Below are 26,308 nucleotides of genomic sequence, written 5' to 3'. Positions count from 1 at the left end.
GCGCCGCCTCATCCCTCAGATCAGGAGACAAGACCATGAAGGCTGCAAGACTGTACGAATACGACCCCGCGATGAACGTGGAGCTGAAGATTGAAGACGTTCCTCCCCCCACAATCACAGCCCCCAACGAGGTGGTCGTCAAGGTCGGTGCGGCGGGTCTCTGCCGGACCGACCTCCATATCATCGAAGGTGTCTGGAAGGACATCATGGACACCCAGGGCAGCCTGTTGCCCTATGTCATGGGCCACGAAAACGCCGGCTGGGTCGAGGACGTGGGCAGCGCCGTGACCTCGGTCAAACCGGGCGACGCGGTGATCTGCCACCCCTTCCAGAGCTGCGGCATCTGCCTGAACTGTCGATACGGTCATGACATGTACTGCGATCACGGCACCTTTCCGGGGCTGGGGATCGACGGTGGGTTCGCCGAGTATTTCAAGACCTCGGAAAGCTCTCTGATCAAGCTGAACACCGGCATCACGCCACTGTCGGTGGCGCCTATGGCCGATGCGGGCATTACCGCCTATCGGGCGGCGAAAAAGGCCGCGCGCCTGTCCTATCCCGGATCATGGACAGTGCTGCTGGGCATCGGCGGACTGGGCCATATCGCGCTGCAATGCCTCAAGCACATCAGCGGCGGTCGTGTGATCGCGGTGGACCGGGAACCGGCGGCTCAGAAACTGGCCAAGGACCTGGGCGCCGATGTGGTGCTGGACGGCGGTCCCGACCTGATCGAACAGGTCAAGGACATCACCGGCGGCGGCGCCCATGTGGTGATCGACTTTGTCGGCGAGCTGGGCGTCGAGAACATCTGCTGGAAGCTGCTCCGCCAGGGCGGCGAGCTGATCATGGTCGGTTATGGCGGCAAGATCGAGATCCCGACGCTGGATCTGGTAGCCAACGAAATCAAGATCGGCGGCAGCCTGGTGGGTGACTATATCGAGCTGGTCGAACTGATGGAGTTGAACGCCGACGGCAAGGTGATGATGCACCAGACCGAATACAAGCTGGCGAACATCAACCAGGCCATCGACGACTTCAAGAACCGCCGCTTTACCGGGCGCGGTGTGATCGTTCCCTGAGGTTACTCCCCGACCGCCTTTCCCGGCGCCGTAAGGCGCGGGGTGGGGCGGTCCTGCCCTGCGGCGTCCTCCCCACGGCCACGCCGCAGGGCCCCTTATACCCAAATACCGAGGACAGACATGGCCAAGGCAATTCATTCCATGATCCGCGTGCTGGACGCGGACCGCTCTATCGCCTTTTACCGCGAGGCATTCGGGCTGGAGGTGGCACAGCGCGTCGATTTCGAGGGGTTCTCGCTGATCTACCTGTCCAACGACGAGTCCGGTTTCGAACTGGAACTGACCGTCAACGCGGGCGCAACCGACCCCTATGACCTGGGCAATGGCTATGGCCACCTGGCTTTCAGCGTCGAGGACGTCGATGCCGAGCACGCACGGTTCACGGCTGCCGGTCTCTCGCCGCGCAAGCTGGTCAGCTTCGATTACGACGGCAAGCCCTTCGCCCGCTTCTTTTTCGTGGCCGATCCGGACGGCTACCAGATCGAAGTGCTTCAGCGCGGCGGCCGTTTCCAGTGACCCGCATCCAAGGAGGAGGAGAGACGATGTCCAACACAATGAAAACCCTGACACGCCGCCAGTTGCTGTCGCAAAGCGCGGCGCTCGGCGCCAGCTTTGCCATCGGCGCGGGCTTTGTCGCCGGTCGGGCAGAGGCCGAGAACTGGGCGATGGAGGTGGACCACCTGGCGCCCGGGACAATGGCGGTGCTGATCCAGATGGCGCGGGACATCTACCCGCACGACCAGGTGGCGGATCGGTTCTACGCCTTGGCGGTCAAGGGCTACGACACCGCCGAGGCCGCCCCGGCCATCGAGGCCGGTGTCGCCATGCTGAACGAGGCGGCGCGCGAAACCGGGCATGCCGGATACCTCGATATCGGCTGGGAACGTGACCGAGTCGCGGTGCTGCGTGGCATCGAGGACAGCGCCTTTTTCCAGCAGGTCCGGGGCGGCCTGGTGACCGGGCTTTATAACCAGAAGGCCGTCTGGCCGATCTTCGGCTACGAGGGCGAGAGCTACTCCGAAGGCGGTTACCTGTATCGCGGTTTCGACGACATCAACTGGCTTTGAGGGGGCAAGAGCAATGACTGCACCATTTGACCTGACAGACGACGGGGTCGTCGTCATCATCGGGACCGGCGCGGGCGGCGGTGTCCTGGCCAATGAACTGGCCCAGAAGGGCGTATCCGTCGTCGCGCTGGAGGCGGGCGGGCGCTATCTGCCGGACGATTACATCAACGACGAGTGGGACAGCTTTGGCCAGCTGGCCTGGACCGATCCGCGCACGACTTCCGGTGACTGGCGGGTGGCCAAGGATTTCAGCGGCTTGCCCGCATGGATCGTCAAGGCGGTCGGCGGCACCACGACCCATTGGGCGGGGGCCAGCCTGCGGTTCCAGGACCATGAGTGGAAGGCAAAAACCACCTATGGCGAGGTCGCGGGCGCCAACCTGCTGGACTGGCCGATCGACCCGCGCGAGATGGACGACTATTACACCAAGGCCGAGGACAAGCTGGGCGTGACCCGCACCAATGGTCGCGCGGGCCTGCCGGGCAACAACAACTTCAAGGTCTTCGAAAAGGGTGCGCGGGCGCTGGGCTACGAAGAGGTCCACACCGGGCGCATGGCGATCAACTCGGCCGACAACGACGGCCGCATGGCCTGCCAGCAGACCGGGTTCTGTTTCCAGGGCTGCAAGTGGGGCGCCAAGTGGTCGGCGGCCTATACCGACATCCCGCGCGGCGAGGCGACCGGATACCTCGAAGTGCGCGAGAATTGCCACGCCGCGCGCATCCTGCACGATGCGGACGGCAAGGTGACCGGGGTCGAGTATTTCGACGCGGATGGCAACCTTCAGCTGCAGAAGGCGCGGGTGGTCTGCGTCGCGGGCAACTCCTTCGAGAGCCCGCGGCTGCTGCTGAACTCGGCCTCTTCGATGTTCCCGGACGGGCTGGCCAACAGCTCGGGCCAGGTGGGGCGCAACTACATGCGCCACACCACCGGGTCGGTCTACGCGGTCTTCGACCAGCCGGTGCGCATGTGGCGGGGCACAACGATGGCGGGGATCATCCAGGATGAGGCCCGGCACGATCCCTCGCGCGGGTTCGTCGGCGGGTACGAGCTGGAGACGCTGGCGCTGGGCCTGCCCTTCATGGCGGCCTTCCTCGATCCGGGCGCCTGGGGACGCGAGTTCACCACTGCGCTGGACCACTACGAGAACATGGCCGGCATGTGGATCGTGGGCGAGGACATGCCGCAGGAAACCAACCGCGTGACCCTGAACAGCGATGTGAAGGACGCGCATGGCCTGCCGGTGGTCAACGTGCATTTCGACGACCACCCCAACGACATCGCCATGCGCGACCATGCCTACAAGCAGGGCATGGCGATCTATGATGCGGTGGGCGCGACGCGGGTCTTCCCGACGCCGCCCTATCCGTCGACGCACAACCTGGGCACCAACCGCATGTCGGCAAATGCGCAGGACGGGGTCGTGAACGCGCATGGCCAGTCGCATGACATTGCCAATCTCTTTGTCTCTGACGGCAGCCAGTTCACCACCGGCGCGGCGGAAAACCCGACGCTGACCATCGTGGCGCTGGCGATCCGACAGGCGGATTTCATCGCCGCGGAGATGAGCCGACAGAACATCTGATCACGCTTTCGGCGGCCCGCCGCGTGTGGGCCGCCCCCAGGTCCCCCGGATCGCGGGGGCAAGAAACCAACAGAATTCCGAACGAGGGAGACAATGATGGACGGAAACGACATGCGTCAGGCGGGGCAGTGCCCCGTGATGCACGGGGCAACCAACGTGGCGGGGACCGGAAACAGGGAATGGTGGCCGAACCAGCTCAACCTGGCGATCCTGCACCAGCATCAGCCCGTGGCCGATCCGGCGCCCGATGGCTTTGACTATGCCGAGGCGTTCAAGGCCCTGGATCTGGACGCGGTCAAGGCGGACCTGACCGCGCTGATGACCGACAGCAAGGACTGGTGGCCCGCTGACTACGGTCACTACGGTCCGTTCTTCATCCGAATGGCCTGGCACAGCGCGGGCACCTATCGCACCGCGGACGGGCGCGGCGGTGCCTCGACAGGGACACAGCGATTTGCGCCGCTGAACTCCTGGCCCGACAACGGCAACCTGGATAAGGCGCGCCGCCTGCTGTGGCCGATCAAGGAGAAATACGGCAACGCCATTTCCTGGGCCGACCTGATGATCCTGGCCGGAAACGTCGCCATCGAAAGCATGGGCGGCCGCACCTTCGGCTTCGCCGGCGGGCGTGAGGATGTCTGGGCGCCCGAAGAGGACATTTTCTGGGGGACGGAAACCGAATGGCTGGGCGACCGGCGCTATTCCGGCGACCGCGACCTGGCCAACCCGCTGGCCGCCGTGCAGATGGGCCTGATCTACGTCAACCCCGAAGGGCCGAACGGCAACCCCGATCCGCTCGCCTCGGGCCGCGACATCCGCGAGACATTCGGCCGGATGGCGATGAACGACGAGGAAACCGTGGCGCTGGTCGCGGGCGGGCATACGTTTGGCAAGGCTCATGGCGCAGGGGATCCGGCACTTGTGGGCGCCGAGCCGGAGGCCGCCGCCCTGCAGGAAATGGGCTTTGGCTGGAAGAACGCGCACAAGAGCGGCAAGGGCGTGGACACCACGACCTCGGGCATCGAGGGACCTTGGACGGCGAACCCGACGCAATGGGACAATGGCTATTTCGACGTGCTCTTCGGCTACGACTGGGAGCTGACGAAAAGCCCGGCAGGTGCCCATATCTGGCACGCCAAGGGGCTGGCGGACGAGGATCACGCTCCGCAGGTCGATGCCTCTGTCGCCAAGGTGCCGGTCATGATGACCACCGCCGACATGGCCATGCGCATGGACCCGATCTATGGCCCGATCTCGAAGCGGTTCCACGAGAACCCGGATGAATTCGCCGAGGCCTTTGCCCGGGCCTGGTTCAAGCTGACCCACCGCGACATGGGGCCGAAGGCCTGCTACCTGGGCAAGGAGGTGCCCGACGAAGAGCTGATCTGGCAGGACCCGGTGCCGCCGGTCGATCACGCGCTGATCGATTGCGATGACACCGCGCGCCTCAAGGAACAGATCCTGGCGTCCGGCCTGTCGGTGGCCGATCTGGTCTGGACGGCCTGGGCCTCGGCCTCGACCTTCCGGCGCTCGGACAAGCGCGGCGGCGCCAATGGTGCCCGCATCCGCCTTGCCCCGCAAAAGGATTGGGAGGCAAACGAGCCGGCGCGGCTGGCCCAGGTGCTGGAGGTGCTCGAGGGCATTCGCAGCGCCTTCAATCGCGATGCTTCGGGGGGCAAGAGGGTTTCGCTCGCCGATCTGATCGTGCTGGGCGGGTCCGCCGCCATCGAAAAGGCAGCCCGTGACGGCGGCCGCGATGTTCGGGTGCCCTTTACCCCGGGGCGCACAGATGCCAGCGCAGACCAGACCGACGCCGCGTCCTTTGAGCCGATGGAACCGGCCACGGACGGGTTCCGCAACTACGAGAAGACCGCCTTTACCTACCCGGCGGAGGCGCTTCTGGTGGACAAGGCGCAACTGTTGGGCCTGAGCGCGCCGGAAATGACGGTGCTTGTCGGCGGCTTGCGCGTCCTTGGCGCGACCTATCAATCCTCGGCCACCGGCGTGTTGACCGACCGCCCGGGCGTTCTGGGTAACGATTTCTTCCGCAACATCCTGGACATGAACACCGAGTGGCTGCCCGTGGATGCATCCGAGCGGCTGTTCGAAGGCTGCGACCGGACAAGCGGCGCGAAGAAATGGTCCGGGTCGCGGGTGGATCTTGTCTTTGGCTCGAACTCGCAGTTGCGGGCGCTCAGCGAATACTACGCCAGTGGCCGCAACGAAGATCATTTCGTCAGCGATTTCATCGCCGCCTGGGTCAAGGTCATGAACGCGGATCGCTTCGACCTGGTCTGAGGCAGCGCAACAGGGGGATCCGCAAGTCGCGGGTTCCCCATTCTCAAGGGAGGAACAGGGATGGACATCTTTTCAAAGCGCGACGGCCCACGCCCCGAGGACGTCAAGGCCCGGAAGCTGTTGCAGGACAACGCCGGCACCATCCGGCGGTTGGCCGATACGATCAGCAACGGCGGCTTTACCAAGATGAAGCAGGACCAGGCGCGCCGGCGTGAAGAGCCAAAGCCCGAGGGCTTGATGATCCACGATCTCAAGGCACCCTCGAAAAGCGAGCTGCCAGAGCCCTACGTCAAGGTCAGTCTCAACAACCGCGTCGTCCTCGCGGACAAGTCCAACGGGCGCCAATTGCAGATGCTGGGAGAGATCCGGGGCAATTCCTTTGCGCGCCGCTTTGTCCTTGCGACCTCGGAAAACGGGTTTTTCTCACCCATCGACGATGAGATGCGTGCCGCAATCGGGGTCCTGGACAACCAGGAGATCGGCGGGACCATGTCCGAAAAGGATCTTGCCCGGCGGTTGACTGAACTCCTGGGACTGGAACAGAGCTAGTCGCGCATCACAGGTCCGCCGCCACGCGGAACCCGCAATTCCCAGTCGTGCTGTCGGGATCGTTCCGCGTGCGGGAATGGACGTGGTAGCGGTCACAATAGCTTTCGTGGCAGAGGTAAGAGCCGCCGCGCTGAACCCGGGCAAGGCCCGTTTCAGCCCCGGTCGGGTCGCGCGCCGGAAGCCTACCGGGTTCAGGCAAGGGGCCGAACCGGTCTGCCACCCATTCCCAGACATTTCCGCACATGTTGAAAAGGCCGTAGCCGTTCGGCCTGTAGGCGGTGACGGGGGCCGTGGCGACATATCCGTCATCGGCAGTGTTCTCATCCGGGAACCGCCCCTGCCATGTGTTCATGGCAAACCCCTCTGGAGGAATAAGCGCATTGCCCCAGGGGAATTTCATCCGGGCCAGCCCACCGCGGGCGGCGCGTTCCCATTCCGCCTCACGCGGCAGGCGCAGCCCGCCCCAGTGGGCATAGGCCAGCGCATCATACCAGGCGATATGCACGACCGGGTGATCCTCAAGCCCGTCGAGGCCCGATCCCGGTCCTGTTGGGGCCGCCCAGGAAGCACCATCGACCTTGCGCCACCAGGACAGACCGGGGGGATGATCGGGATGACGGGCCGGGTCTTCCAGTAAGCTGTGAAAGACGTATGTCCATCCTTCCTGCTCGGCCACGGTGCGATAGCCCGTCGCGACGACAAAGCGACCAAACTCCGCGTTTGTCACCGTCGTGGGCGACAGCAGAAAGCCCGAGACCCGCACCTTGCGGCGGGGGCTGTCCCGGTCATCGGGAAAGCGTGACTTTCGCGCCCCCATCTCGAAGATGCCGCCCGGGACGGACACGAGGATGGACCGCAGCTCGGCCCGGATGCCGGGCGGGGCAGGGGGGATTGCCTCAGCTTGTTCCAAGAAAACCCGATCCGCCTCTGGCAGGTCGGCGCTGGAGGGCACAGAGCAGCAGGTCTTGGCGTCAGGCATCACGATCCCACAGCGAAGGTCTGGATGATTGACCCTCTTCTACAGCAACGCGGAGGGGCGCGCCACACGGGCCGTTTGGGAATCGCGCGAGGGTCAAGGCGCAGATAGGGATTGTCGAGGTGCCCGGCGGGGGGCTGGCCCAGAAGAGGCGACCCACTCGGCAAGGTGAGGTCGTGGTGTTCCGAGGTTTCAGGGAATTTGGAGGCGAGTACCGGAATCGAACCGGTGTACACGGATTTGCAATCCGCTGCGTCACCACTCCGCCAACTCGCCAGAGTGGCCGCCTGATTAGGCGGAACGCGCGTGGCCGTCAAGCAGATATCTCGATCTATCGTGCGGCGGGTCATGCGGTCACATTCGCAAAGTTTGGTGGCTTGGGTCATTGCCGCTTCAGGGCAGTTGTGGCACAACCTGTATCAAGCTTCTGAACGAAAGAGTTTAGTGCATGACTGACTTCGCCACCCGCCGCCGGATGATGGTCGACACACAGGTACGCCCGTCGGACGTCACGGAATTTCCGATCATCGACGCGATGCTGAGCGTTCCGCGTGAGGCCTTCGTGCCCAGTGACCGCATCGAGGCCGCCTATGCCAGCGAGCATGTGGACCTCGGAGAAGGGCGCGTCCTGCTGGATCCGCGGGTTTTCGCCAAGATCCTGGATGCGCTGAACCTGACCAACGCGGACCTCGTTCTGGATATCGGTGCAGGCTATGGATATTCCTCTGCGGTCATCGCCCATATCGCCGAGGCCGTGGTCGCGGTCGAAGAGGATGAAAGCCTGGTGGACGAGGCGCAGGCGCTGCTGACGGAACATCACGCGGACAACGTCGTGCTGCAGGCCGGCGCCCTGACCGAAGGCGCGGCGGAACACGGGCCCTACGACGCCATCGTGATCGAAGGCGGTGTCGAAGTCCTGCCCGAAGGGTTGGAGGCGCAACTCAAGGATGGTGGGCGCATCGCGGTCATCTTCATGGAAAACGCCTTGGGCACGGTGAAGATCGGGCACAAGCTGGACGGTCACATCAACTGGCGCTTTGCTTTCAACGGCACGGCGCCGGTCATTCAGGGTTTTGAGAAAAAGGCCGAATTCGCTCTCTAGTTCGGGGCGGATGAAACAGGCCGGGGTAGTCGGGACAGTGGGGATAGCGGTGCTGGGCAGGATTCGCAGAACATGCATTCGGGGGGCTGCCGGCATCGCGCTTGTCGCGGCAATGGCGGCACCCTCCTGGTCGGAAACCCTCGCCGAGGCTCTGACCGCGGCCTACATGAACAGTGGATTGCTGGACCAGAACCGCGCCACCCTGCGCGCCGCGGACGAGGATGTGGCCCAGGCACTGGCCGAACTGCGCCCGGTGCTGCGCTGGACCGGGAACATCCGTCGCGAATACGGTTATAGCGGCGGCACCAATACCTTCGGGATCTTCGTGGAAAACGGGCGGGTCAACCAGACCGCCAGCATCAACCTGATCGCCGAGATCGTGCTTTATGCCGGCGGCCGCAACAAGCTGGGGCTGGACGCGGCCAAGGAGCAGGTGCTGGCCACGCGGGCGCAACTGGTCGCGATCGAGCAGCAGGTGCTCTTGCGTGCTGCCGCTGCCTTCATGAACATCCGCCGCTTTGCCGAAACCACGGCGCTGCGCGAAAACAACGTGCGGGTCATCCAGCAGGAATTGCGCGCCGCGCGCGACCGGTTCGAAGTTGGGGAAGTGACGCGGACCGATGTCGCCCTGGCCGAGGCGCGCCTGGCCCAGGCGCGCGCCGCGCTGGCGGCCGCGCAGGGTGACCTGATCGTCGCGGGCGAGGAGTACCTCGCAGCCGTCGGGGTCAAGCCGCGCAACCTGGTGAACCCGCGTTCCCTGCCAAAGCTGCCCGCCAGTGTGGCAGAGGCGAAGAAGCAGGCGCTTTACCAGCATCCGGAACTGATTTCCCAACAGCACGCGGTCACTGCGGCGGAACTGGCCATCCTGATTGCCAAGGGCGCCAAGAAACCGACCGTGAGCCTTGAAGGCAGCTACGGGGTGACTGAAAACTTTGACAACTCCGCCTATTCGCGCGGTGGGTCGATCACGCTGGGCGCCAGCGGTCCGATCTATTCCGGCGGTGCGCTTGATTCTTCGGAACGCCAGGCCGTGGCAAACCGCGATGCACAGCGGGGGCGGCTGCATGTTGTGCTGGCGGAAATCGAGCAGAACGTCGGTCAGGCCTATGCCAACCTGCGCGTCGCCCGTGCCAACCGGACCTCGTTCGAGGAGCAGGTGCGTGCGGCCACCGTTGCCTTCCGGGGCGTTCGGGAAGAGGCCAAGCTGGGCGCGCGAACCACGCTGGACGTGCTGGACGCCGAACAGGAATTGCTCGATGCCCGCGCCAGCCTTGTCGGCGCACAGGTGGACGAGGCCATCGCCTCGTACCAGGTGCTGTCGTCTCTGGGTCTGCTGACCGCCGAGGCGCTGCACCTGGATGTGCCTTCGTTCGATCCATCGGCTTATTACAACCTGGTCAAGAAAGCGCCGCGCAATCGGTCGAAACAGGGGGCCGAGCTGGACCGTGTCCTGAAGGCTCTGGGAAAAGAGTAGTTTTTTTCGCATCTGTTGTGCGCGATCCCGCTTTGCAGGTACACTCTGGCCCGAGGCAAGAGTGGCAGGAACAATGTCGAATTCCGTAACGAACGTCGAAATAGAGGACGTGCTGTCCTCGATCCGCCGCTTGGTGTCCGAAGAAGGGCGCCCGCGCCGGGGCGCCCCGCCGCAGGCGGCAGAGCGGCTGGTTTTGTCGCCGGCGCTGCGCGTGCCGGAGGATGAAGAAGATCATCAGCCAGATGCGCCGATGATGCTGACGGATGTCACGGATCTGCCTGAAGCCCAGGATGAACCGCCCGCGCCCGTGGCGACCCTTGTCCTTGGGCAGGGTGATGCCGTCCGGGACCTGCCGGAAGTTGCCGACTGGACAGAGACCCGCATTGCAGAGCCGGTCGATACCGCGCCTGCGTCTGACGGCGACCTGCTGCCCGACGATGAGGGCGCGGCAGTCCCGCTCGATCTGCCAGAGGACCCGGTGCCCGAAGACTTGGCAGAGGCCGAACAGATCGCCGCGTTGCGGTCCAGCCTGACCGATCTTCTCGATCACGACGACCCCGTCAAGACAGGGGAGGCACCCGGCCTTGCCGCCGATTACGCCGACTGGACCGAAGACGGCGAACCGCTGGACCTGGACGAGGTCCTTGCCGGCGAAGAGGCGGAAGTCGTCGAGGATACGCTTGAAACCAAGATCGCCACGCTGGAAGCGATGCTTCAGCGCCAGTCGCAGGACTGGACACCGGCATCCGGTGACGATCCGTCTGATGAGGAAGTCGCGATCGAGGATGGCATTTTCGCCCCCGGATCCGACGAGGGAGAGTCGCCGGACAGCGATGATGTGATCGAAGAGCTGGTGGCTGCCGCCGCGCTGGAGACCGTCACGGAACAGCTTGGCGAAACGATCGAGAGAGAAACGCAGGAGCCGGAACCCGAGGACGGGCTTGTATCAGCTGATCCGTCAGAGACGGCGTCCGACACGCCGGAACCGGAGGCCCTGCATGCAAAACCCGCCTTTGTCCGCCATGCGGAAACGGCAGAGACGCTGGACTGGGAAGATCACGAACCGGAAGAGCCGTCGGCAGCGCCTGTGAGTGAGACCGACGCGCCTCGCGCCGACAATCCGCTGGCCGAGGCGCCGGAACACACCGCCGTGGCGGAATTGAGCGAAGAAGCACTGCAAGGCATGGTTGCCGATATCGTTCGGCGGGAATTGCAGGGCGCACTTGGAGAGCGGATCACCCGCAACGTGCGCAAACTGGTGAGGCGCGAAATTCACCGCGTCATGATGAACCAGGACTTCGACTGAGCCCGACGTAAGGGCCGCTGACGCTTTCGCAGGTTCACGCCACGTCATCCATGATGCCATGAAAAAACGCGCCCTTTGAAGGGCGCGTCAGTTCATAGGTCTTCGAATGGTCTTGGATCAGGCGGCTTCGGCCTGCTGCGCCGCATGGCGGCGCTCGCTTTCTTCACGCGACAGGGCAACCGAGGTGCGTACACCCTTGCCCACGAATTCCATCAGTCCCGAAACCACACGCTCATTGGGGTCGATCCCGGCGCAGGACAGCACTTCGCGACCATCGCGCGAGCGCGCCCAGCGGGCGATCTGTTCGGGGCCATTGCCGTACTTCTTGTCGTCGGCGATTGCATCGTCCAGGGCAGCCAGCACCACGGCGGCGAACAGCTTGCGGGCGCGGTTGCCTTGCTCAGCGTTGAACGCGGTGCTGTCAACGAAATCCTTCATGTTTCGACCTTTGATTATTGCTCTTGTGTTTTCTGGCGTAACGGGGGTTATGGACCATTCGTTCCGATTCGGATACCCCGATTTAGCATAGCTACCATGCGCTTGGTGCATGGCTTTCTGCGTGTGCAGCACGACATACGTTGCCTTGCCAGACGCTAACAGGCCAGATATAGGAACCGTCAACTTATCATCAACCTTTTGCCACGGTTCTGACCATGCCCAAGATCAACGGTAACGAAATCCGCCCCGGCAACGTGCTGGAACACAACGACGGTCTCTGGGTCGCGGTCAAGGTCGACCACGTCAAGCCCGGCAAGGGCGGCGCCTTTGCCCAGGTCGAGATGAAGAACCTGCGCAACGGGTCCAAGCTGAACGAACGCTTCCGCAGCGCCGACAAGGTCGAACGCGTGCGCCTGGAACAGAAGGACATGCAGTTCCTCTACGAGAGCGACGGCATGCTGACCTTCATGGACACCGAGACATTCGACCAGGTCGAACTGCCCGCGGACATCCTCGGCGAACGCCGCCCCTTCCTGCAGGACGGCATGACCATCGTCGTGGAATTCTACGACACCGAGGCGCTGAACGCGACGCTGCCGCAAAAGGTGGTCTGCAAGATCGCCGAGACAGAGCCGGTGGTCAAAGGTCAGACTGCGGCCAACAGCTTCAAGCCCGCCGTGCTGGACAACGGCGTGCGCATCACGGTGCCGCCCTTCGTGGCGCAGGACGAGGACATCGTCGTGAACACCGAAACGATGGAATATTCCGAGCGCGCCTGACCTCGGGGCCCGCGCGCACATACCCCCGTAATTGCCGGGGGTGAAAAATCATTGACGAAAGGGCCTCCGGCGCAACGCCAGGAGGCCTTTTTCATGATCGACACTGCAACTGATCGCGACATTCCCGCATTGGCGGAGATGCTGTTTTCGCTCAACGCCCACCACGCCGACGATGTGCCGGAGCGATTCCACACCGAGGGACCGCAGGAGGACCTGCAGGGCTTTCTGGCGGAGAGGATGGCCGAAGGCGCCCGCGCGCTGGTCTATCGGACCGAAGGCGTGGCGCGGGCCTACCTGCTGTGGCAGGTGATCGACCAGCCGGCGACGGCACTGGAAAAGGCCCGCAAGATGGCCGTTCTGGATCATATCTACGTTGCGCCGATCTGGCGGCATCGCGGGTTGGCCCGTCGCCTGATTGCCCGGTTCGAGGCTGAAAGTTCGGCGCTGGGCTGTACCTCGTGGATGACCCGCGTGCATGCCTTCAACCAGGCCAGTGCCGCGATGATGCAGGGTGCCGGGGCGCGGTTGGCGGTGCAGGTCTTCGAAAAGCCGCTTCAGGCGCCAAGCTGATCCAGCAAGCCTTCGACCAGGCCGCGATAGCCCGCGCCGAACAGGGACAGGTGAACCAGTGCTGGCCACAACTGGTAGACGGGGCGGCGTGCCTCGCGTCCCGGGTCGCAAGCGTGGTATCCGGCCCAGAAACCCGCGTCGGGCCGGCCGAAAAGTTCCAGCATGGCGAGGTCGACCTCGTCGTGGCCGTGATAGCAGGCGGGGTCGATCAGGTAGGCTTGATCGCCCGAGAAAAGCGCGTTGCCGGTCCATAGATCGCCATGCAAAAGCGCCGGGGCAGGGGATGCGGGCAGATGTTCGGGCAGGCGCAGCGCCAGCGCCTCGATACGTCGCGCCAGCGGGACGGGCAGATCGGGGACGAAGGGCATCAGCCGACGGTCGGCCCAGAAATCCGGCCAGCTGTCGCAAGGCGCATTTGCGATCCGCACCCGGCCAAAGGCATGGTCCGCGTCCCAGCCATAGCGAGGCCCCCGGACCGCGTGCAGCCGGGCCAGCGTTTCGCCCAGGGCTTGCCACCCGTCTGGCGAGGGCCGCGTTTCGTCCAGCCATTCAAGGCATAGCAGACCGTCGCAGGACCAGATCACCTTGGGCACTGCCGCGCCACTGGCCTGCATGGCGGCCAGCATCCGCGCTTCTGTTCCCACCAGCGTGCCCAGCTTGACCGCAACCCGGCGGCCATCCGCCAGTTCGACCCGGAACACCTGCGAGAGGTCGCCGCCCTGCAAGGGGCGGGCGTCGGAAACGGGGGCCCCCAGCGCCTTGGCGATGCGGGCCTGCCAGGTCATGACACCATGCGCACCACGGCATCCCCGGCCCGCATGTCCTCCTTGGCCCGGTCGAACCGCAGGTAGGCGATGCCGCGTCCCTCGGCCTGGGTGTAGAGCGTGCCCGCCGGTTTTTCACCGGCCATGATCTCGGTGCCCACGGGCGCGTTGCCCTCGACCTCGACCGTGACCAGACCCTTGCGCAGCTCGGTCTTGTGTTTCATCCGCGCGGTCACTTCCTGGCCCACGAAACAGCCCTTGCGGAAATCGACCCCGTGCAGCCGTTCGAACCCGGCCTCGAGGATGAAGGTGTCGGGCGTCAGTTCGACCCCGGTTTCCGGGACACAGGCGGCCACGCGCAGGGCCTCCCAGTCCGCCGACTCGCCCGTCTGCCCGGCGTAGCCGCGCCAACCCAGAGAGGCGTGGCGGGGATCGGCAAAGGCGCCCTCCGGCGGCTCTCCTGTGCCCCGGCTGACGCAGAGGTCGGTTTCCTCGATCTCCAGCGGGCGGCGCAGCTTGTACATGGTCAGCCGTTGCAGCACCGATGGCGCCAGTTCCGCGTCGAGGTCCAGCAGCACATTCTCGCCCTCGGGCACCATGAAGAAATCGGCCAGGTACTTGCCCTGCGGTGTCAGCAGGGCGGTATAGACCAGCCCCCGGTCCAGCCCGGAGACGTCATTTGTCACCAAGCCCTGAAGGAAGTCGCGTGCCTCGGCGCCGCGTACCCGCAGGACCTTTCGCTTTTCGTCTGCCATTCGCTTTTCCTTTTGCCTTTGGGTCGCATATAGGCGCCCAGGCAACAAGCGAACAGGCCAATGCGTGCACCGATTTCCATTGTGATCCCCACCCTCGACGCCGAGGGCGGCCTGCCGGCCTGTCTGGGCAGCCTCGGAGAGGGGCTGCAGGCGGGGCTGATCCGCGAACTGGTCATCAGCGATGGCGGCTCGCGCGATGCGACGTTGCAGATCGCGGGGCAGGCGGGTGCGCGGGTCGTGACCGGCCCGCCCTCGCGCGGGGGGCAGGTCAGGCGCGGAATCGCCGCGACAGAGGGCGACTGGCTGCTTGTGCTTCATGCCGATACCCACCTGGCCGAGGGATGGACGCAGGCGGTTCTGCCTGTCCTGACCCAACCAGGCGCCTGGCACTTCCGGTTGCGCTTTGATGCTCGGGGGGTGATGCCGTTCTGGGTGGCGGGCTGGGCCAACCTGCGGTCGCGGCTGTTTCACCTGCCCTACGGCGACCAGGGGTTGCTGATTCACCGCGAGGTGCTGGAGGATGTCGGCGGCTATCCGGACCTGGCCCTGATGGAGGACGTGGCGTTGGCACGGCGTCTGAAAACCCGCCTGCGCGGCCTGCCGGCGACCGCCGTGACCTCGGCGGACAAGTACCGCCGCCACGGCTGGCTGCGGCGCGGGGCGCGCAACCTTGTCACGCTGGCGCGCTATTTCGCAGGGGCAGACGTGTCCGCCCTGGCCCGCCGCTACCGGCGCTGAGCGCCGGATCCCTCGGTCAAGACAGCCAGGATCACTCGGCTTCGTCGAACTGCAAACGGTATAGATCGGCATAGGCCCCGCCCCGGACGATCAACTCATCATGGGTGCCGGTCTCGACGACCTTGCCGGCGTCCATGACGACGATCCGGTCGGCATTCCGCACGGTTGACAGGCGGTGTGCGATCACCAGCGTCGTCCTGCCCTGGGACAGGCGTTCCAGGGCCGCCTGCACCACCGCCTCGGACTGGGCGTCCAGCGCGCTGGTCGCCTCGTCCAGAAGCAGCACGGGCGTGTCACGCAACAGTGCCCGGGCAATGGCGACACGCTGCCGTTGACCACCGGACAGGCGAGAGCCACGCGTGCCGACCTGCGTGTCCAGGCCCGCCTCCAGCCGGGGCAGGAAGTCCGAGACATGGGCTGCGTCCAGCGCCTGTTGCAGCTCTGCCTCTGGCACCTCGCGGTCCAGCACGATGTTGTCGCGCAGGCTTTCGTCAAAGAGCAGCGCCTCCTGGCTGACGACAGAGATCATGCCGCGCAGATCGTCCAGCCGCAGCGCGGACACCGGCACGCCCCCGATGTCCACCGTGCCCGCCTGCGGGTCGGCCATGCGGGTCAGCAGGTTGAAGACCGTCGATTTCCCCGCGCCGGAGGCACCGACCAGCGCCGTGGTCTGTCCCGGTGCCGCTTCAAGCGTCAGGCCGCGCAGGACCTGTGCCTCGCCATAGCTGAGGTCGACGTCCCGCAGGCTGATCCCGGGGACGCCCTCGGGCGGGGGCAGGGGGCTGTCCGGATCACGCATGGCGGGCCGCGTTTCCAGCATCTCGATGATCCGCTCGATCGAGGCCGCGGCCACCTGCCAGACGCCGGACACGGCGCCCAGCCGGCGCAGCGGTTCAAAGGCCAGCCCGATGGCGGTAAAGAAGGCCATGAAATCGCCCACGGTCTTTTCGCCGGCCAGGATCTCTCCGCCGCCGAACCAGAGCACGCCGACAAAGCCGATCCCCGACATCAGGTCGATCAACCCGGGCAGCGAGGCCTGCCCGGCGGCGCTGCGCGTCTCGGCCCGGATGCGGGCCCGTGTCAGGTGGCGGTATTTCCCGGCCATCCAGCCTTCCAGCCGGTTGAGCTTGACCGGGGTGATGCCGTGAAAGACCTCGTTCAGGCGGGTCGACAGGCGCGCGGCGATATCGCGGACCTCGCGCGCGTTGCCGCGCACGAAACGCTGCAACAACACCGAGGGAAAGACCAGCAGCGGCGCGCCGATCAAGGCCACAAGCGTCCAGCGCCAGTCGATCGCCAGCGCCACGCCGAAAAGAGAGATCAGCGCGACGACGTCACGCCCGGCGCCGGTGACAAGCGTGTTCCAGACCTTGGCAATCGCGTTCACGTCGCCTTCGACCCGCTGGATCAGGTAGCCGGGGCCGTGGTCCTGGTGAAAGCCGGGGTCCAGCCGCATCAGGTGTTCCAGCAGGTCCTGCCGAATGTCGCCCATCGACATCTGGGAGACCCGCGTCAGCAGCACCTTCTGCATCACGCTGGTCAAGGCCCGCACGAAAAAGATCGTCATGACCGCCAGCCCGACCCAGACCAGCGCATCCGAATTGCCGCCGACAAAGACATCGTCGAACATCGGCTTCATCATGTAGCTGAGCAGGCCGAACATGCTGCCCTCGATGGACATGAAGACCATCGCCAGCGCCATCAGCCCGGCATAGCGTTTCAGGTAGCGCCGCCAGAGCCAGAGAAACAGGCCCTTTCGGTTGGGTTCGCCCTTTGGCCTAGCCACCCATCAACTCCCGCGCGCAGTCAATTTCGGGGCGGCGTGCCTCCCACGCGGACTGGATCGCCTTGGCCTGGTACTCGGTCCTGATCCAGTCCTCGAAGCCGATTTCGCCGAGCTCCTGACGCGCCTCGAAGACCCGCAGAACATAGTCCTGCACCCCGGTCTTGGTGAAATCCAGATGCATGTAGCGGAGGCCAAGCTGTTTCTTGGCTGCGGCGATGGGGGCGTTCTCGAAGACCAGCAAGTACATGGCGGCCACGAACCCGGCCCGGTCGGCGCCGGACTTGCAGTGGAACATCATCGGCCGTTCCGCCGCCCGCAGGGCGTCGATGACGCCGATGATCCTCTTGCGGGGGGCCGCTTCGCGCGCCCAGAGCTTGGCATTGACCAGGGTCATGCCAAGGGCTTCGACGCTTTCCTTTTCAAAGAGGTAATGTGCGTGCTTGTCCTCTCCGCGCAGGTTGACCACCGTGCGGATCCCCATCGCGGCATAGCGTTCGAACCGCCGGTGCGTTGGCTGGTTCGAGCGATAGACCCCCGGCGCGATCTGGAAGAAGTTGGTCCAGAACACCCGCAGGAAGGCATGGTCGAAGAGGTTGTAGTGCAGGGAAGACCAGCGCCGCGCCGAGGGGGTCGAAATGTCCCGCCCGAAGGAATGGCGCAGGCGGCGTTCGGCCGCGTCCAGTCTGCTCCAGAGTTTTGCCAGCATACGCGATAGGATCCCCGACGTTCAGGCGCGCGGTTTACGCGGCATTCCGCGGCCTGTCCAGCAAGGGCAGATATTGACGGCAGGGCGCCGCCCGTTAACGTCGCGCCGCACAGTTACAGGAGTCGCCCATGCCCTTGTCCAACGGCCGTCCCCACATGGCCCTGCCGGGGCCGTCGATGATGCCCGACCGCGTCTTGCAGGCGATGCACCGCCCGGCGCCCGACATCTATTCGCCGGAGCTGCATCAGATGGTCGCCGGTATCGTGCCGGACCTCGCCTATGTGGCGCAGACGGACGGACAGTTGGCGATGTACATCTGCAACGGCCACGGCGCCTGGGAGGCGGCCCTGTCGAACACCGTGGCCCCGGGCGAGGCGGTGCTTGCGCCCACCACCGGTGCCTTCGGTCACGGTTGGGCCGAGATGGCCCAGGGGCTGGGCGCCGAGGTCGAGATCATTGACCACGGTCGCACGGCACCGATTGACCCGGAGCGGGTCCGCGCCGCCCTGCTGGCGGACAAGGGCCAGCGCATCAAGGCGGTGCTGGCGGTGCATGTCGACACCTCGTCTTCCGTGCGGTCGGACATCGCCGCGTTGCGCGCCGTACTGGACGAGACCGGACACCCGGCGCTCTTGATGGTCGACTGTATCGCCTCGCTGGGCTGTGACGAGTTTCGCATGGATGCCTGGGGCGCCGACGTGATGGTGACCGGCTCTCAAAAAGGGCTGATGGTGCCGCCCGGGCTGGGCTTTGTCTTTTTCAACGCCCGTGCGGCAGAGGTGCGGCGTGCCATGCCGCGTGTCTCGCGCTATTGGGATTGGGGACCGCGCGCGGACCCGGCGATGTTCTACCAGTATTTTGGCGGCACCGCGCCCACGCATCACCTCTATGGCCTGCGCGCCGCGCTGGACATGATCCGCGAAGAGGGGATCGAGGCGGTCTGGGCGCGTCATGCCCGGCTGGCGCAGGCGATCTGGGCGGCGGGCGAGGCCTGGGCCGAGGACGGGCCGTTCCGGTTGAACGTGCCGGATCGGGCGCACCGTTCGCATGCGGTGACGGCGGCACAACTGGGCGCTCCTCTGGGCGACCGTTTGCGGGAGTGGTGCCGTGAAGAGGCTGGGCTGGTTCTGGGCGTCGGGCTACGGGTGGGGGATCCGGACGATCCCACCGGCTCGGGCTATTTCCGTTTCGGGCACATGGGGCATGTGAACGCGCACGGCATCCTCGGCCTGATCGGCACGGTCGAGGCGGGGCTGACGGCGCTGGACATCCCGCACGGTGCCGGGGCGGTCGAGGCCGCGGTCAAGGTCGTGACGGAGTAAACAGCGCGACCTGTCCCTGATATTCCCGGGGCAGGCGGATCACTCCGCCTGCAACCCGCCGGAGTCCAGCCGCAACTGCCGGTCCATCCTGGCCGCCAGGTCCAGGTTGTGGGTGGCGATGAGGCAGGACAGGCCGGTTTCGCGCACCAGCGTCATCAGCGCGCCGAACACCCGGTCCGAGGTCGAGGGATCAAGGTTGCCCGTCGGTTCGTCTGCCAGCAACAGGCGCGGTGCATTGGCCATCGCCCGGCAAAAGGCCACCCGTTGCTGTTCGCCGCCCGACAAGGCCGCAGGCCGGTGGGTGGCGCGGTCCTTGACGCCGACGCTGTCCAGGAGGGCCAGTGCCCGCTCCTCGGCGGCACCGCGGGCCACGCCGTTGGCCAGCTGCGGCAGCACGATGTTTTCCAGCGCCGTGAACTCGGGCAGCAGGTGGTGGAACTGGTAGACAAAGCCCACATCCGCGCGCCGGACCGCCGTGCGGCGCCGGTCGCTGCGGTCCTGCATCTCTTCGCCCCCGATCTCGACGGTGCCGGCGTCCGGCGTGTCCAGCAGTCCGGCGATATGAAGAAGCGTCGACTTGCCCGCACCAGAGGGGGCCACCAATGCCACGACCTCGCCACGGGTGACTTCCAGGTCGATGCCGCGCAGGACCTGCACCTCGTTAGGCAGCCCCTTGTTGTAACTCTTCTCGATGCCCGTCAGGCGCAGGACCGTGTCACTCATAGCGCAGCGCCTCCACCGGGTTCATCCGGGCCGCGCGTCGGGCCGGAAAGATCGTGACGATGAAACTCAGCCCCAGCGACAGGCCTACGGCAGACAGTACGTCCTTCAGGTGCAGTTCCGCGGGCAGGGCATAGATGCCCCGGATCGACGGATCCCAGACCCCGCCCCCCGACAGGTAGTTCACGGCGGCAAAGATCGGGTCGATGTAGATGGCGAAGAGGCAGCCCAGAAGCACCCCCAGCGCCGTCCCGATCAGCCCGGTGAAGGAGCCGCAAATGAAGAAGACCCGCATGACCGACCCCTCGGTCAGTCCCATCGTGCGCAGGATGCCGATGTCGCGGCCTTTGTTCTTGACCAGCATAATCAGGCCCGAAACGATGTTCATCGTCGCGATCAGAACCAGCACCGAGAGGATCACGAACATCACGTTGTCTTCGATGTCCAACGCCCGCAGGAAACCGCCAGAGGCATCCTGCCATGTCCAGACCAGCGCGCCGGTGCCCGCCGCCTGGCCGATGGCGCGGGTGTACCTTTCGACCTGTTCGGGGTCCTCGACGGTGATCTCCAGTTCGTCTGCCACGCCCTCGCGGTTGAAATACAGCTGCGCCTCTTCGAAGGGCATGTAGACCCGCGTCCGGTCGATGTCATAGCGCCCGGCGGTAAAGATATAGGTGACCTGGTAGCTCTTGACCCTGGGGCTGACCCCGAACGGCGTCTTGACCCCGTTGGGAGAGATCAGGTCGATCGTGTCGCCCAGTCCCACGCCCAGCATCTGCGCCACGCCCGACCCGATGGCGATCCCCGTGTCGAAATCCACGATATTGCCGATGCCGGTTTCCATGTCGGCGATGCGTGGGATCTCGATCAGGTCGGCCTCTGCGATGCCGAAGACCTCGACACCCGCGTTTCGGCCCTTGCCTGTGGCCATGACCTGGCCCTTGACCAGCGGGGCCACGCGGGTCACGCCGGGAACCTCGCGCACGCGCTCGGCCATGGCCTCGTGGTCGGGCAGGGTGCGGGTCGGTTGCCCGTCCTCGCCGGTGCGCTGGATGTGGTAGACGGTGACATGGGCGTTGGCGCCCACGATGGTGTCGACGAATTCCGCCCGGAACCCCGACCGGACCGCCAGTGTCGCGATCAGCGCAAAGACCGCAAGCGTGATGCCGATGAGGGAAATCCAGGTCATGACAGAGACGCCCCCTTCGGCGCGCTTGGCGCGCAGATAGCGCCAGGCGATCATCCATTCGAAAGGGGCGAAGGGCGGCGGCTGGCGCGTCATCGGCGATCTTTCTTGTCCTGCTCGCGGCGGAAACTGGCCTTTTGCCCCGCCGGGGTCAAGCTGTGGCGGCACTTGTGAGCGGGGCGCCGCAGGTCTATCCTGGCTTTGTGACAAGGGGGAAGCTGCCCGATGCCAAACTTTGATCGTCTGACAGAGGCGCAGATCCGCAAGGCCGAGGCGGAAGGCAAGCTGAAGAACCTCGAAGGCGAGGGTAGGCCGTTGCCACATCGCCCCGGCGATGCGCTGATCGACCCGGGTGAGGCGGTGGGCTATCGCATCATGGCGGAGGCCGGAGCCTTGCCAGAGGAAGTGGGCCTGAAGGCGCAGATGGATGCCGCCCGTGCCGACTGGCAGGCCGCAACCGATCCTGACGAGAAGAAGCGCCTCATGGCCCGTATCGCGGACTTGCAGATGCGCTATGAAATCGCCCGTGACGCGCGGCGCAAATTCATGCGTTGACGCGGGCCACGCGCGGTTCATAAATGCGCCATGACCGGACCTCGTTACCCTGACCTGATCGCCGCCCTGCCCGAAACCGTGCCCTTCGTTGGGCCCGAGGTACAGGAGCGCGCCCGCGGTGCCCTGTTCAAGGCCCGCCTTGGTGCCAACGAAAGCGTTTTCGGCCCGTCCCCCTTTGCCATTGCCGCGATCCAGGACGAGGCCGCCGAGGTCTGGAAATATGCCGATCCCTCGCATCTGGATCTCAAGGGCGCGCTGGCTGCGAAAATGGCCTGTGCTCCGGAAAACATCCTGATTGGCGAGGGGATCGACGGGCTGCTGGGCTATCTCGTCCGGCTGCTGGTGGCGCCGGGCGACGCGGTCGTGACCTCCGACGGGGCTTATCCGACCTTCAACTACCATGTGAACGGCTATGGCGGCGTGCTGCACAAGATTCCCTATGCCGGCGATCACGAGAACCTGGGCGGGCTGATCGAGAAGGCGGCGGAGGTCGACGCCAAGCTGATCTACCTTGCCAACCCCGACAACCCGATGGGCAGCTGGCATTCGGGCGCTGCGATCGAGGCGGCGCTGGATACGCTTCCCGATGGCTGCGTGCTGGCCCTGGACGAGGCCTATATCGAGTTCGCGCCCGAGGGCACCGCGCCCCGGATCGACCCCGAAGACGACCGGGTCGTGCGCCTGCGCACCTTTTCCAAGGCCTATGGCATGGCGGGTGCGCGCATCGGCTATGCGATCTCGGCTGCGTCGGTGATCCGTGCCTTTGACAAGATCCGCAACCATTTCGGCATGAACCGGATGGCGCTGGCCGGGGCGCTGGCGGCCCTGCAGGACACCGAGTGGCTCGAAGAGGTCTTGCGCCTGACCGAGGACGCGCGGGGCGAGATTGCCCGCATCGCCGAGGCGAACGGGCTGACCACGCTGCCGTCGGCCACGAATTTCGTTGCCGTGGATTGCGGGCGCGACGGGGATTTTGCCCGCGCGGTGCTGGCTGGACTGATCGACCGCGGGGTCTTTGTCCGCATGCCCTTCGTGGCGCCGCAGGACCGCTGTATCCGCATCAGCGCCGGTCGGTCCGAGGACCTGGCGGTTCTGGAAGAGACCTTGCCGGCCGCGCTGGCCGTTGCGCGAGAAACCGTCTCCGCCTAGGCGAAACGGCGCGCATTAACCGGAAATTCAACGGATCGCGGAATCCTGACCTGACTTGCAGGCCGGATGCGCTAAACTCTTGCCTGCATGCAGCCGCAAGCAGGAGGCACCGCGATGGAGAACCGTCACCCGCAACCGGTCGAGGATTACACCTCCGCCAACATGGTCTTGATCTTCGTCAACTTGCTTTGGGTCTTTGTTCTGCTGTGGTCGTGGTGGGGCCTGGGGCCGGTCCTGATCGTCGCGGTTCTTCTCAACCACCTGATCACCCGGCTGGAGCTGGCGCGACGCCGCCATGAACAGCGCTTTGACCGCTTCTGACCCCTCTCTTTTCGTTTCGGTCAACGCGGATTAGGGTCCTGCCAAACACGCAGGAGCCCTTCATGCCCGAAATTTCCGTTGCCGAAATCCAGCGCCTTTCAGAAACCGCCCTGGCCACGCATGGCGCCGGTCCGGCCATCGCCGCGGAAATGGCCCGCGCCATCGCCTGGGCCGAGGCGCGCGGGAACCGTATCTGTGGCCTTTACTACCTGGAAAGCTATTGCCAGCAGCTGACTTCGGGGCGGGTCGATGGCCGCGCGGTGCCGGGTATCAGCCGTCCGCGTGCCTCGGAAATCCGTGTCGATGCCGCGCATGGCTTTGCCCAACCCGCCTTTGCCGCGGCCCTGCCGCTGGCGCTGGAGGCAGCGCATGAGACGGGGGTGGTCAGCCTTGCCCTGCATCACGCGCATACATGTACCGCGCTGGGCTATTTCACCGAACAGATCGCTCGGGGTGGTGCGCTTGGGCTGGGGCTGACCAATGCCTCGCCCATCGTGGCCGCGCCGGGGGGCAAGACCCGCGTGATCGGCACCAATCCCATCGCCTTTGCCGTGCCCGACGGCCAGGGCGGCGTGGCGATGATGTTCGACCAGAGCACCACGACCGTGGCGCTGGGCCATATCACGATGGCCAAGGCGGCGGGCCGTCCCATCCCCGAGGGCTGGGCCGTCGATTCGGAGGGGCGGCCAACAACCGACCCCGAGGCGGCGCTGACCGGGTCGCTGACCAGTGCCGGAGGCTACAAGGGCTGGGGCTTTGGCCTGATGGCCGAGATCCTCGCCGCCTGTCTGGGCGGCGGAGTGCTGAGCTCGGAAGTCGCCCCGCTCAAGGCGCCAGAAGGCGCGCCGCATGATCTTGGCCAGTACTTCCTGCTGATCGATCCGGGGCAGGGGGCGTTCTACGACCGGCTGGCAGAGCTGGGCCGGGTGGTCACGCAGGACGAGGGCGCGAGAATGCCCGGCGCGGGCCGGGCCGTGCAGGAGGCAATCGACGTCCCCGATGCCCTCTGGCACCAGCTGCAGTCGCTCGCCGGGGCCTGAGATCTGCGGTCAGGCGCGCTGGGTGATCCAGACCCCCAGCGCCATGACCGCGATACCCGTCGCTCGGGTCAGGGTCAGGGGAGAGACCCGCGCGCCGAACAGCCCGAAATGGTCGATCGCCGCCGCGCTGATGAGCTGCCCGATCAGCACGAAGAAGACCGCGTTGCCGACACCGAAATGCGGCGCGATATAGGTGACGGACAGAACGTAGAAGGCCACCAGGCAGCCGCCAAGAAGCAGGTGCCGGGGCGCCGAGGTCAGCCCGCCAAAGCCCTTGGCGCCCAGCAGTGCCCAGACCGCCCCGGTCGACAGCAGCGCAACGCAGAACAGGACCACAGCCGCTGCCGCCGGAGACCCGAGCCGCTGCCCCAGCGCCGCATTGAGCGCGGCCAGCGTGGGAATGCCGATTCCCGCCAGCAGCATGATCACCGCGTATTGTGTCATCCCGGACCCCTTCATGATGGCAGGTAGAAGGTGGCGCTGGCCGCGGCCACCGTGGCCGCGTCCGGCAGCCGGATCAGCAGCGCCTCGGCAAAGATCATCGCCCGCCCGGCCTTGATCACCCGGGCGGTGCAGCGCACGGCATCGCCGCGGGCCGCGCTGAGGAAACGCGTCTCGAGGTTGGTGGTGGCCACCGGCTCGAACCGGCCCAGCCGCCCCGCACAGGCAAAGACCATCGCCGTATCCGCCAGCGTCGCCAGGGCCTGGCCGCAGACGATGCCGCCCATGCGGGCGATCTCGGGGCGCACGGGGATTTCCAGCACCGCCTGATCGGGGCCGATCTCGGTGATCTCCGGCTGCAGGGCCTGGACCCAGGGTGCGAAATTCTCTTTCAACAGGTGCTGCGCGGTGGCAGGATCGAGCATGTGGACCTCCCGTCTTTCCGGCGCGACTATGACCGGAGGCGCGGGCACTGTCACGCGCCCTTGGGGGGGCGGTTCGCCGGGCGGACTTGCAGTCCATGAACCGGACAGGAAGATGGAGCGGGACATGCACATGAGGGTACTGGCCGGGGTTGCGCTGATGACGCTGACCGGCTGCGCGGTTTTCTGGCCGGGACAGGGGGGAACGAGCCGGAGCTGGTTCAGCCCGTCTCAGGACAGGGTCGACGTGGTGGACCCGGGGGCACGGATCTATGCGGCCAATTGCGCGGGGTGCCACGGGGCAAGGGGGCTTGGCGATGGCGCATTGGGCGCAGACCTGCCCGTGACCCCGCCGGATCTGACCGGATTGACCCTGGCCAACGGCGGCATCTTTCCCGCCGAACAAGTGATGGAAACCATCCACGGCTACCCGGGCAAGTTCCACCGCGGTTCGATGCCCGAGTTCGCGTCCGAACTGGGTGGCCCCGTGGTGGAGTGGCGCGCGCCGTCGGGCGAGGTGATCATGACCCCAAGGGGGCTGCTGGACGTGGTGGCTCATGTCGAGGGGCTGCAGGCCGACGGCTGAACGGGCTTGCCGAGGCGCTGGCGCTTTGGCAGGAAGCGGGGAGAGCAGGCATGAAAGGGGCAGGAATGGTCAGAATGACTCTCGGGCTGGTGGCGGCACTGGCGCTGGCGGGCTGCGTCGAGGAAACCGCGATGCCGGGTCCTTCGGATGGACGGTCGTTGTTCATGGAAAATTGCGCGGTTTGTCATGGCGCGGATGGCAAGGGCGATGGACAGATGGCGCGGGCCATGAGTGTCGCGCCGAAGAACCTGACTTTGATCAAGGTGCGCCACGGCAACGTCTTTCCACGGGCCAAGGTGATGTCGATCATCGACGGCTATGCACGGTCGGACCGGTCTGCATCATGGATGCCGGAGTTCGGTGCGCTGTTGGAGGGCGACCTGGTGCCCTATGACAGTGGCGACGGCAAACCGACACCGACGCCGCGCAAGCTGGTGGCGCTGGCGGAATACCTGGAATCGATTCAAGCGGAGCGCTGAGGGCCGCCGGAACGGGACTGTTTGCGGCTTGCGCCGCAAAGGCGCCCGCCCGCCGACCCTTTGGACAGGCTGCGCCTGTTTTTCGCTTCCGGAGTCACCAAGGAACAGGCTGAGC

General features: G+C 65.6%; 29 protein-coding genes and 1 tRNA gene. 19 read left to right on the top strand and 11 right to left on the bottom strand.

Going from position 1 to position 26,308, the window contains the following annotated elements; genetic code table 11:
- Positions 1 to 35: 35 nt before the first annotated feature.
- The 6 genes from G9Q80_RS04185 (at position 36) to G9Q80_RS04160 (ending at position 6,578) form a co-directional block, all read left to right on the top strand.
- Positions 36 to 1,079, top strand: coding sequence for an NAD(P)-dependent alcohol dehydrogenase (locus G9Q80_RS04185; RefSeq protein ID WP_043145819.1), 1,044 nt, complete (start codon positions 36 to 38; stop codon positions 1,077 to 1,079).
- A gap of 120 nt (positions 1,080 to 1,199) precedes the next feature.
- On the top strand, positions 1,200 to 1,595 hold the full coding sequence (locus G9Q80_RS04180; protein WP_074622925.1) for a VOC family protein: 396 nt from the start codon (positions 1,200 to 1,202) through the stop codon (positions 1,593 to 1,595).
- Between the two features lie 26 nt (positions 1,596 to 1,621).
- Positions 1,622 to 2,146, top strand: coding sequence for a twin-arginine translocation signal domain-containing protein (locus G9Q80_RS04175; RefSeq protein ID WP_069210250.1), 525 nt, complete (start codon positions 1,622 to 1,624; stop codon positions 2,144 to 2,146).
- Positions 2,147 to 2,159: 13 nt separating this feature from the next.
- The gene (locus G9Q80_RS04170; protein WP_088716579.1) at positions 2,160 to 3,731 is read left to right on the top strand and encodes a GMC family oxidoreductase; all 1,572 of its coding nucleotides are present in this window, start codon (positions 2,160 to 2,162) and stop codon (positions 3,729 to 3,731) included.
- Between the two features lie 96 nt (positions 3,732 to 3,827).
- Positions 3,828 to 6,029 (top strand): catalase/peroxidase HPI, encoded by a 2,202-nt coding sequence (gene katG / locus G9Q80_RS04165; RefSeq protein ID WP_088716606.1) that lies wholly within the window; start codon positions 3,828 to 3,830, stop codon positions 6,027 to 6,029.
- 60 nt (positions 6,030 to 6,089) lie between these two features.
- Positions 6,090 to 6,578 carry a hypothetical protein gene (locus tag G9Q80_RS04160; RefSeq protein ID WP_088716580.1) on the top strand — a complete coding sequence of 163 codons (489 nt, stop codon included), beginning with the start codon at positions 6,090 to 6,092 and terminating at the stop codon, positions 6,576 to 6,578.
- A 7-nt stretch (positions 6,579 to 6,585) separates the two neighbouring features.
- Here the strand turns inward: G9Q80_RS04160 and G9Q80_RS04155 are convergent, their stop codons facing one another.
- Complete coding sequence (locus G9Q80_RS04155) at positions 6,586 to 7,557, bottom strand: formylglycine-generating enzyme family protein (RefSeq protein WP_088716581.1); 972 nt, start codon at positions 7,555 to 7,557, stop codon at positions 6,586 to 6,588.
- Between the two features lie 199 nt (positions 7,558 to 7,756).
- Positions 7,757 to 7,830: transfer RNA gene (locus tag G9Q80_RS04150), tRNA-Cys, on the bottom strand.
- Positions 7,831 to 8,002: 172 nt separating this feature from the next.
- On the opposite strand from G9Q80_RS04150, the gene G9Q80_RS04145 reads away from it, so the two are divergent.
- The 3 genes from G9Q80_RS04145 to G9Q80_RS04135 all read left to right on the top strand — a co-directional run bounded on the left by G9Q80_RS04145 (position 8,003) and on the right by G9Q80_RS04135 (position 11,436).
- Positions 8,003 to 8,656, top strand: coding sequence for a protein-L-isoaspartate O-methyltransferase family protein (locus tag G9Q80_RS04145; RefSeq protein ID WP_043146272.1), 654 nt, complete (start codon positions 8,003 to 8,005; stop codon positions 8,654 to 8,656).
- 112 nt (positions 8,657 to 8,768) lie between these two features.
- Entirely contained in the window at positions 8,769 to 10,130 is a 1,362-nt protein-coding gene (locus G9Q80_RS04140) for a TolC family outer membrane protein (RefSeq protein ID WP_232788307.1), read from the top strand.
- A 73-nt stretch (positions 10,131 to 10,203) separates the two neighbouring features.
- Complete coding sequence (locus tag G9Q80_RS04135; protein ID WP_088716583.1) at positions 10,204 to 11,436, top strand: prolipoprotein diacylglyceryl transferase; 1,233 nt, start codon at positions 10,204 to 10,206, stop codon at positions 11,434 to 11,436.
- 117 nt (positions 11,437 to 11,553) lie between these two features.
- Here G9Q80_RS04135 and G9Q80_RS04130 read toward each other — a convergent pair whose 3' ends face one another.
- Positions 11,554 to 11,874 (bottom strand): DUF6280 family protein, encoded by a 321-nt coding sequence (locus tag G9Q80_RS04130; RefSeq protein ID WP_043146277.1) that lies wholly within the window; start codon positions 11,872 to 11,874, stop codon positions 11,554 to 11,556.
- Positions 11,875 to 12,089: 215 nt separating this feature from the next.
- On the opposite strand from G9Q80_RS04130, the gene efp reads away from it, so the two are divergent.
- Positions 12,090 to 12,653 (top strand): elongation factor P, encoded by a 564-nt coding sequence (gene efp, locus G9Q80_RS04125; protein WP_043146278.1) that lies wholly within the window; start codon positions 12,090 to 12,092, stop codon positions 12,651 to 12,653.
- Between the two features lie 93 nt (positions 12,654 to 12,746).
- A complete protein-coding gene (locus tag G9Q80_RS04120; RefSeq protein WP_088716584.1) occupies positions 12,747 to 13,223 on the top strand; it encodes a GNAT family N-acetyltransferase in 477 nt (158 codons plus the stop codon).
- Here G9Q80_RS04120 and G9Q80_RS04115 read toward each other — a convergent pair.
- Both G9Q80_RS04115 and ygfZ read right to left on the bottom strand, forming a co-directional pair.
- Complete coding sequence (locus tag G9Q80_RS04115) at positions 13,208 to 14,008, bottom strand: fructosamine kinase family protein (protein WP_088716585.1); 801 nt, start codon at positions 14,006 to 14,008, stop codon at positions 13,208 to 13,210. The two genes, G9Q80_RS04120 and G9Q80_RS04115, sit on opposite strands and share 16 nt — an antisense overlap.
- Positions 14,005 to 14,742, bottom strand: coding sequence for a CAF17-like 4Fe-4S cluster assembly/insertion protein YgfZ (ygfZ, locus tag G9Q80_RS04110; protein WP_088716586.1), 738 nt, complete (start codon positions 14,740 to 14,742; stop codon positions 14,005 to 14,007). Before ygfZ ends, G9Q80_RS04115 begins: the two co-directional genes overlap by 4 nt.
- Positions 14,743 to 14,802: 60 nt before the next feature.
- On the opposite strand from ygfZ, the gene G9Q80_RS04105 reads away from it, so the two are divergent.
- The gene (locus G9Q80_RS04105) at positions 14,803 to 15,480 is read left to right on the top strand and encodes a TIGR04283 family arsenosugar biosynthesis glycosyltransferase (RefSeq protein ID WP_088716587.1); all 678 of its coding nucleotides are present in this window, start codon (positions 14,803 to 14,805) and stop codon (positions 15,478 to 15,480) included.
- A gap of 31 nt (positions 15,481 to 15,511) precedes the next feature.
- Here G9Q80_RS04105 and G9Q80_RS04100 read toward each other — a convergent pair whose 3' ends face one another.
- Positions 15,512 to 17,182 (bottom strand): ABC transporter ATP-binding protein, encoded by a 1,671-nt coding sequence (locus G9Q80_RS04100; protein WP_088716607.1) that lies wholly within the window; start codon positions 17,180 to 17,182, stop codon positions 15,512 to 15,514.
- Positions 17,183 to 17,258: 76 nt separating this feature from the next.
- Complete coding sequence (locus G9Q80_RS04095; RefSeq protein ID WP_069210128.1) at positions 17,259 to 17,972, bottom strand: phosphatase domain-containing protein; 714 nt, start codon at positions 17,970 to 17,972, stop codon at positions 17,259 to 17,261.
- Between the two features lie 128 nt (positions 17,973 to 18,100).
- Here G9Q80_RS04095 and G9Q80_RS04090 point away from each other — a divergent pair, with 128 nt between their 5' ends.
- Positions 18,101 to 19,294, top strand: a complete 1,194-nt coding sequence (locus tag G9Q80_RS04090) for a pyridoxal-phosphate-dependent aminotransferase family protein (RefSeq protein ID WP_088716588.1) — start codon at positions 18,101 to 18,103, stop codon at positions 19,292 to 19,294.
- 39 nt (positions 19,295 to 19,333) lie between these two features.
- On the opposite strand, the gene G9Q80_RS04085 is transcribed toward G9Q80_RS04090, so the two are convergent.
- Together G9Q80_RS04085 and G9Q80_RS04080 are read right to left on the bottom strand one after the other, a co-directional pair.
- Positions 19,334 to 20,017 carry an ABC transporter ATP-binding protein gene (locus G9Q80_RS04085; protein WP_043146292.1) on the bottom strand — a complete coding sequence of 228 codons (684 nt, stop codon included), beginning with the start codon at positions 20,015 to 20,017 and terminating at the stop codon, positions 19,334 to 19,336.
- On the bottom strand, positions 20,010 to 21,296 hold the full coding sequence (locus G9Q80_RS04080; protein WP_043146293.1) for a lipoprotein-releasing ABC transporter permease subunit: 1,287 nt from the start codon (positions 21,294 to 21,296) through the stop codon (positions 20,010 to 20,012). Before G9Q80_RS04080 ends, G9Q80_RS04085 begins: the two co-directional genes overlap by 8 nt.
- Before the next feature lie 129 nt (positions 21,297 to 21,425).
- Here G9Q80_RS04080 and G9Q80_RS04075 point away from each other — a divergent pair, with 129 nt between their 5' ends.
- The 4 genes from G9Q80_RS04075 (at position 21,426) to G9Q80_RS04060 (ending at position 24,265) form a co-directional block, all read left to right on the top strand.
- Positions 21,426 to 21,755: a DnaJ family domain-containing protein gene (locus G9Q80_RS04075; RefSeq protein ID WP_043146295.1), complete on the top strand. Its 330-nt coding sequence runs from the start codon at positions 21,426 to 21,428 to the stop codon at positions 21,753 to 21,755.
- 30 nt (positions 21,756 to 21,785) lie between these two features.
- The gene (locus G9Q80_RS04070; protein WP_088716589.1) at positions 21,786 to 22,904 is read left to right on the top strand and encodes a pyridoxal phosphate-dependent aminotransferase; all 1,119 of its coding nucleotides are present in this window, start codon (positions 21,786 to 21,788) and stop codon (positions 22,902 to 22,904) included.
- A 114-nt stretch (positions 22,905 to 23,018) separates the two neighbouring features.
- The gene (locus G9Q80_RS04065; protein WP_043146299.1) at positions 23,019 to 23,225 is read left to right on the top strand and encodes a hypothetical protein; all 207 of its coding nucleotides are present in this window, start codon (positions 23,019 to 23,021) and stop codon (positions 23,223 to 23,225) included.
- Between the two features lie 62 nt (positions 23,226 to 23,287).
- Positions 23,288 to 24,265: an Ldh family oxidoreductase gene (locus G9Q80_RS04060; RefSeq protein ID WP_088716590.1), complete on the top strand. Its 978-nt coding sequence runs from the start codon at positions 23,288 to 23,290 to the stop codon at positions 24,263 to 24,265.
- A gap of 9 nt (positions 24,266 to 24,274) precedes the next feature.
- On the opposite strand, the gene G9Q80_RS04055 is transcribed toward G9Q80_RS04060, so the two are convergent.
- Both G9Q80_RS04055 and G9Q80_RS04050 read right to left on the bottom strand, forming a co-directional pair.
- Positions 24,275 to 24,709, bottom strand: a complete 435-nt coding sequence (locus tag G9Q80_RS04055) for a DMT family transporter (RefSeq protein WP_088716591.1) — start codon at positions 24,707 to 24,709, stop codon at positions 24,275 to 24,277.
- A gap of 11 nt (positions 24,710 to 24,720) precedes the next feature.
- On the bottom strand, positions 24,721 to 25,131 hold the full coding sequence (locus tag G9Q80_RS04050; protein WP_043146309.1) for a PaaI family thioesterase: 411 nt from the start codon (positions 25,129 to 25,131) through the stop codon (positions 24,721 to 24,723).
- A 124-nt stretch (positions 25,132 to 25,255) separates the two neighbouring features.
- Between G9Q80_RS04050 and G9Q80_RS04045 the strand changes: the two genes are divergently transcribed.
- A complete protein-coding gene (locus tag G9Q80_RS04045; RefSeq protein WP_157903880.1) occupies positions 25,256 to 25,714 on the top strand; it encodes a c-type cytochrome in 459 nt (152 codons plus the stop codon).
- 74 nt (positions 25,715 to 25,788) lie between these two features.
- Complete coding sequence (locus G9Q80_RS04040) at positions 25,789 to 26,193, top strand: c-type cytochrome (RefSeq protein ID WP_308421262.1); 405 nt, start codon at positions 25,789 to 25,791, stop codon at positions 26,191 to 26,193.
- Positions 26,194 to 26,308 lie beyond the last annotated feature (115 nt).

The sequence above is a fragment of the Mameliella sp. LZ-28 genome, from assembly GCF_012274245.1.
Lineage (GTDB): Bacteria > Pseudomonadota > Alphaproteobacteria > Rhodobacterales > Rhodobacteraceae > Antarctobacter > Antarctobacter albus.
The sequence above is the reverse complement of the archived record's forward strand: the minus strand, read 5'-3'. Positions and strand labels throughout refer to the sequence as shown.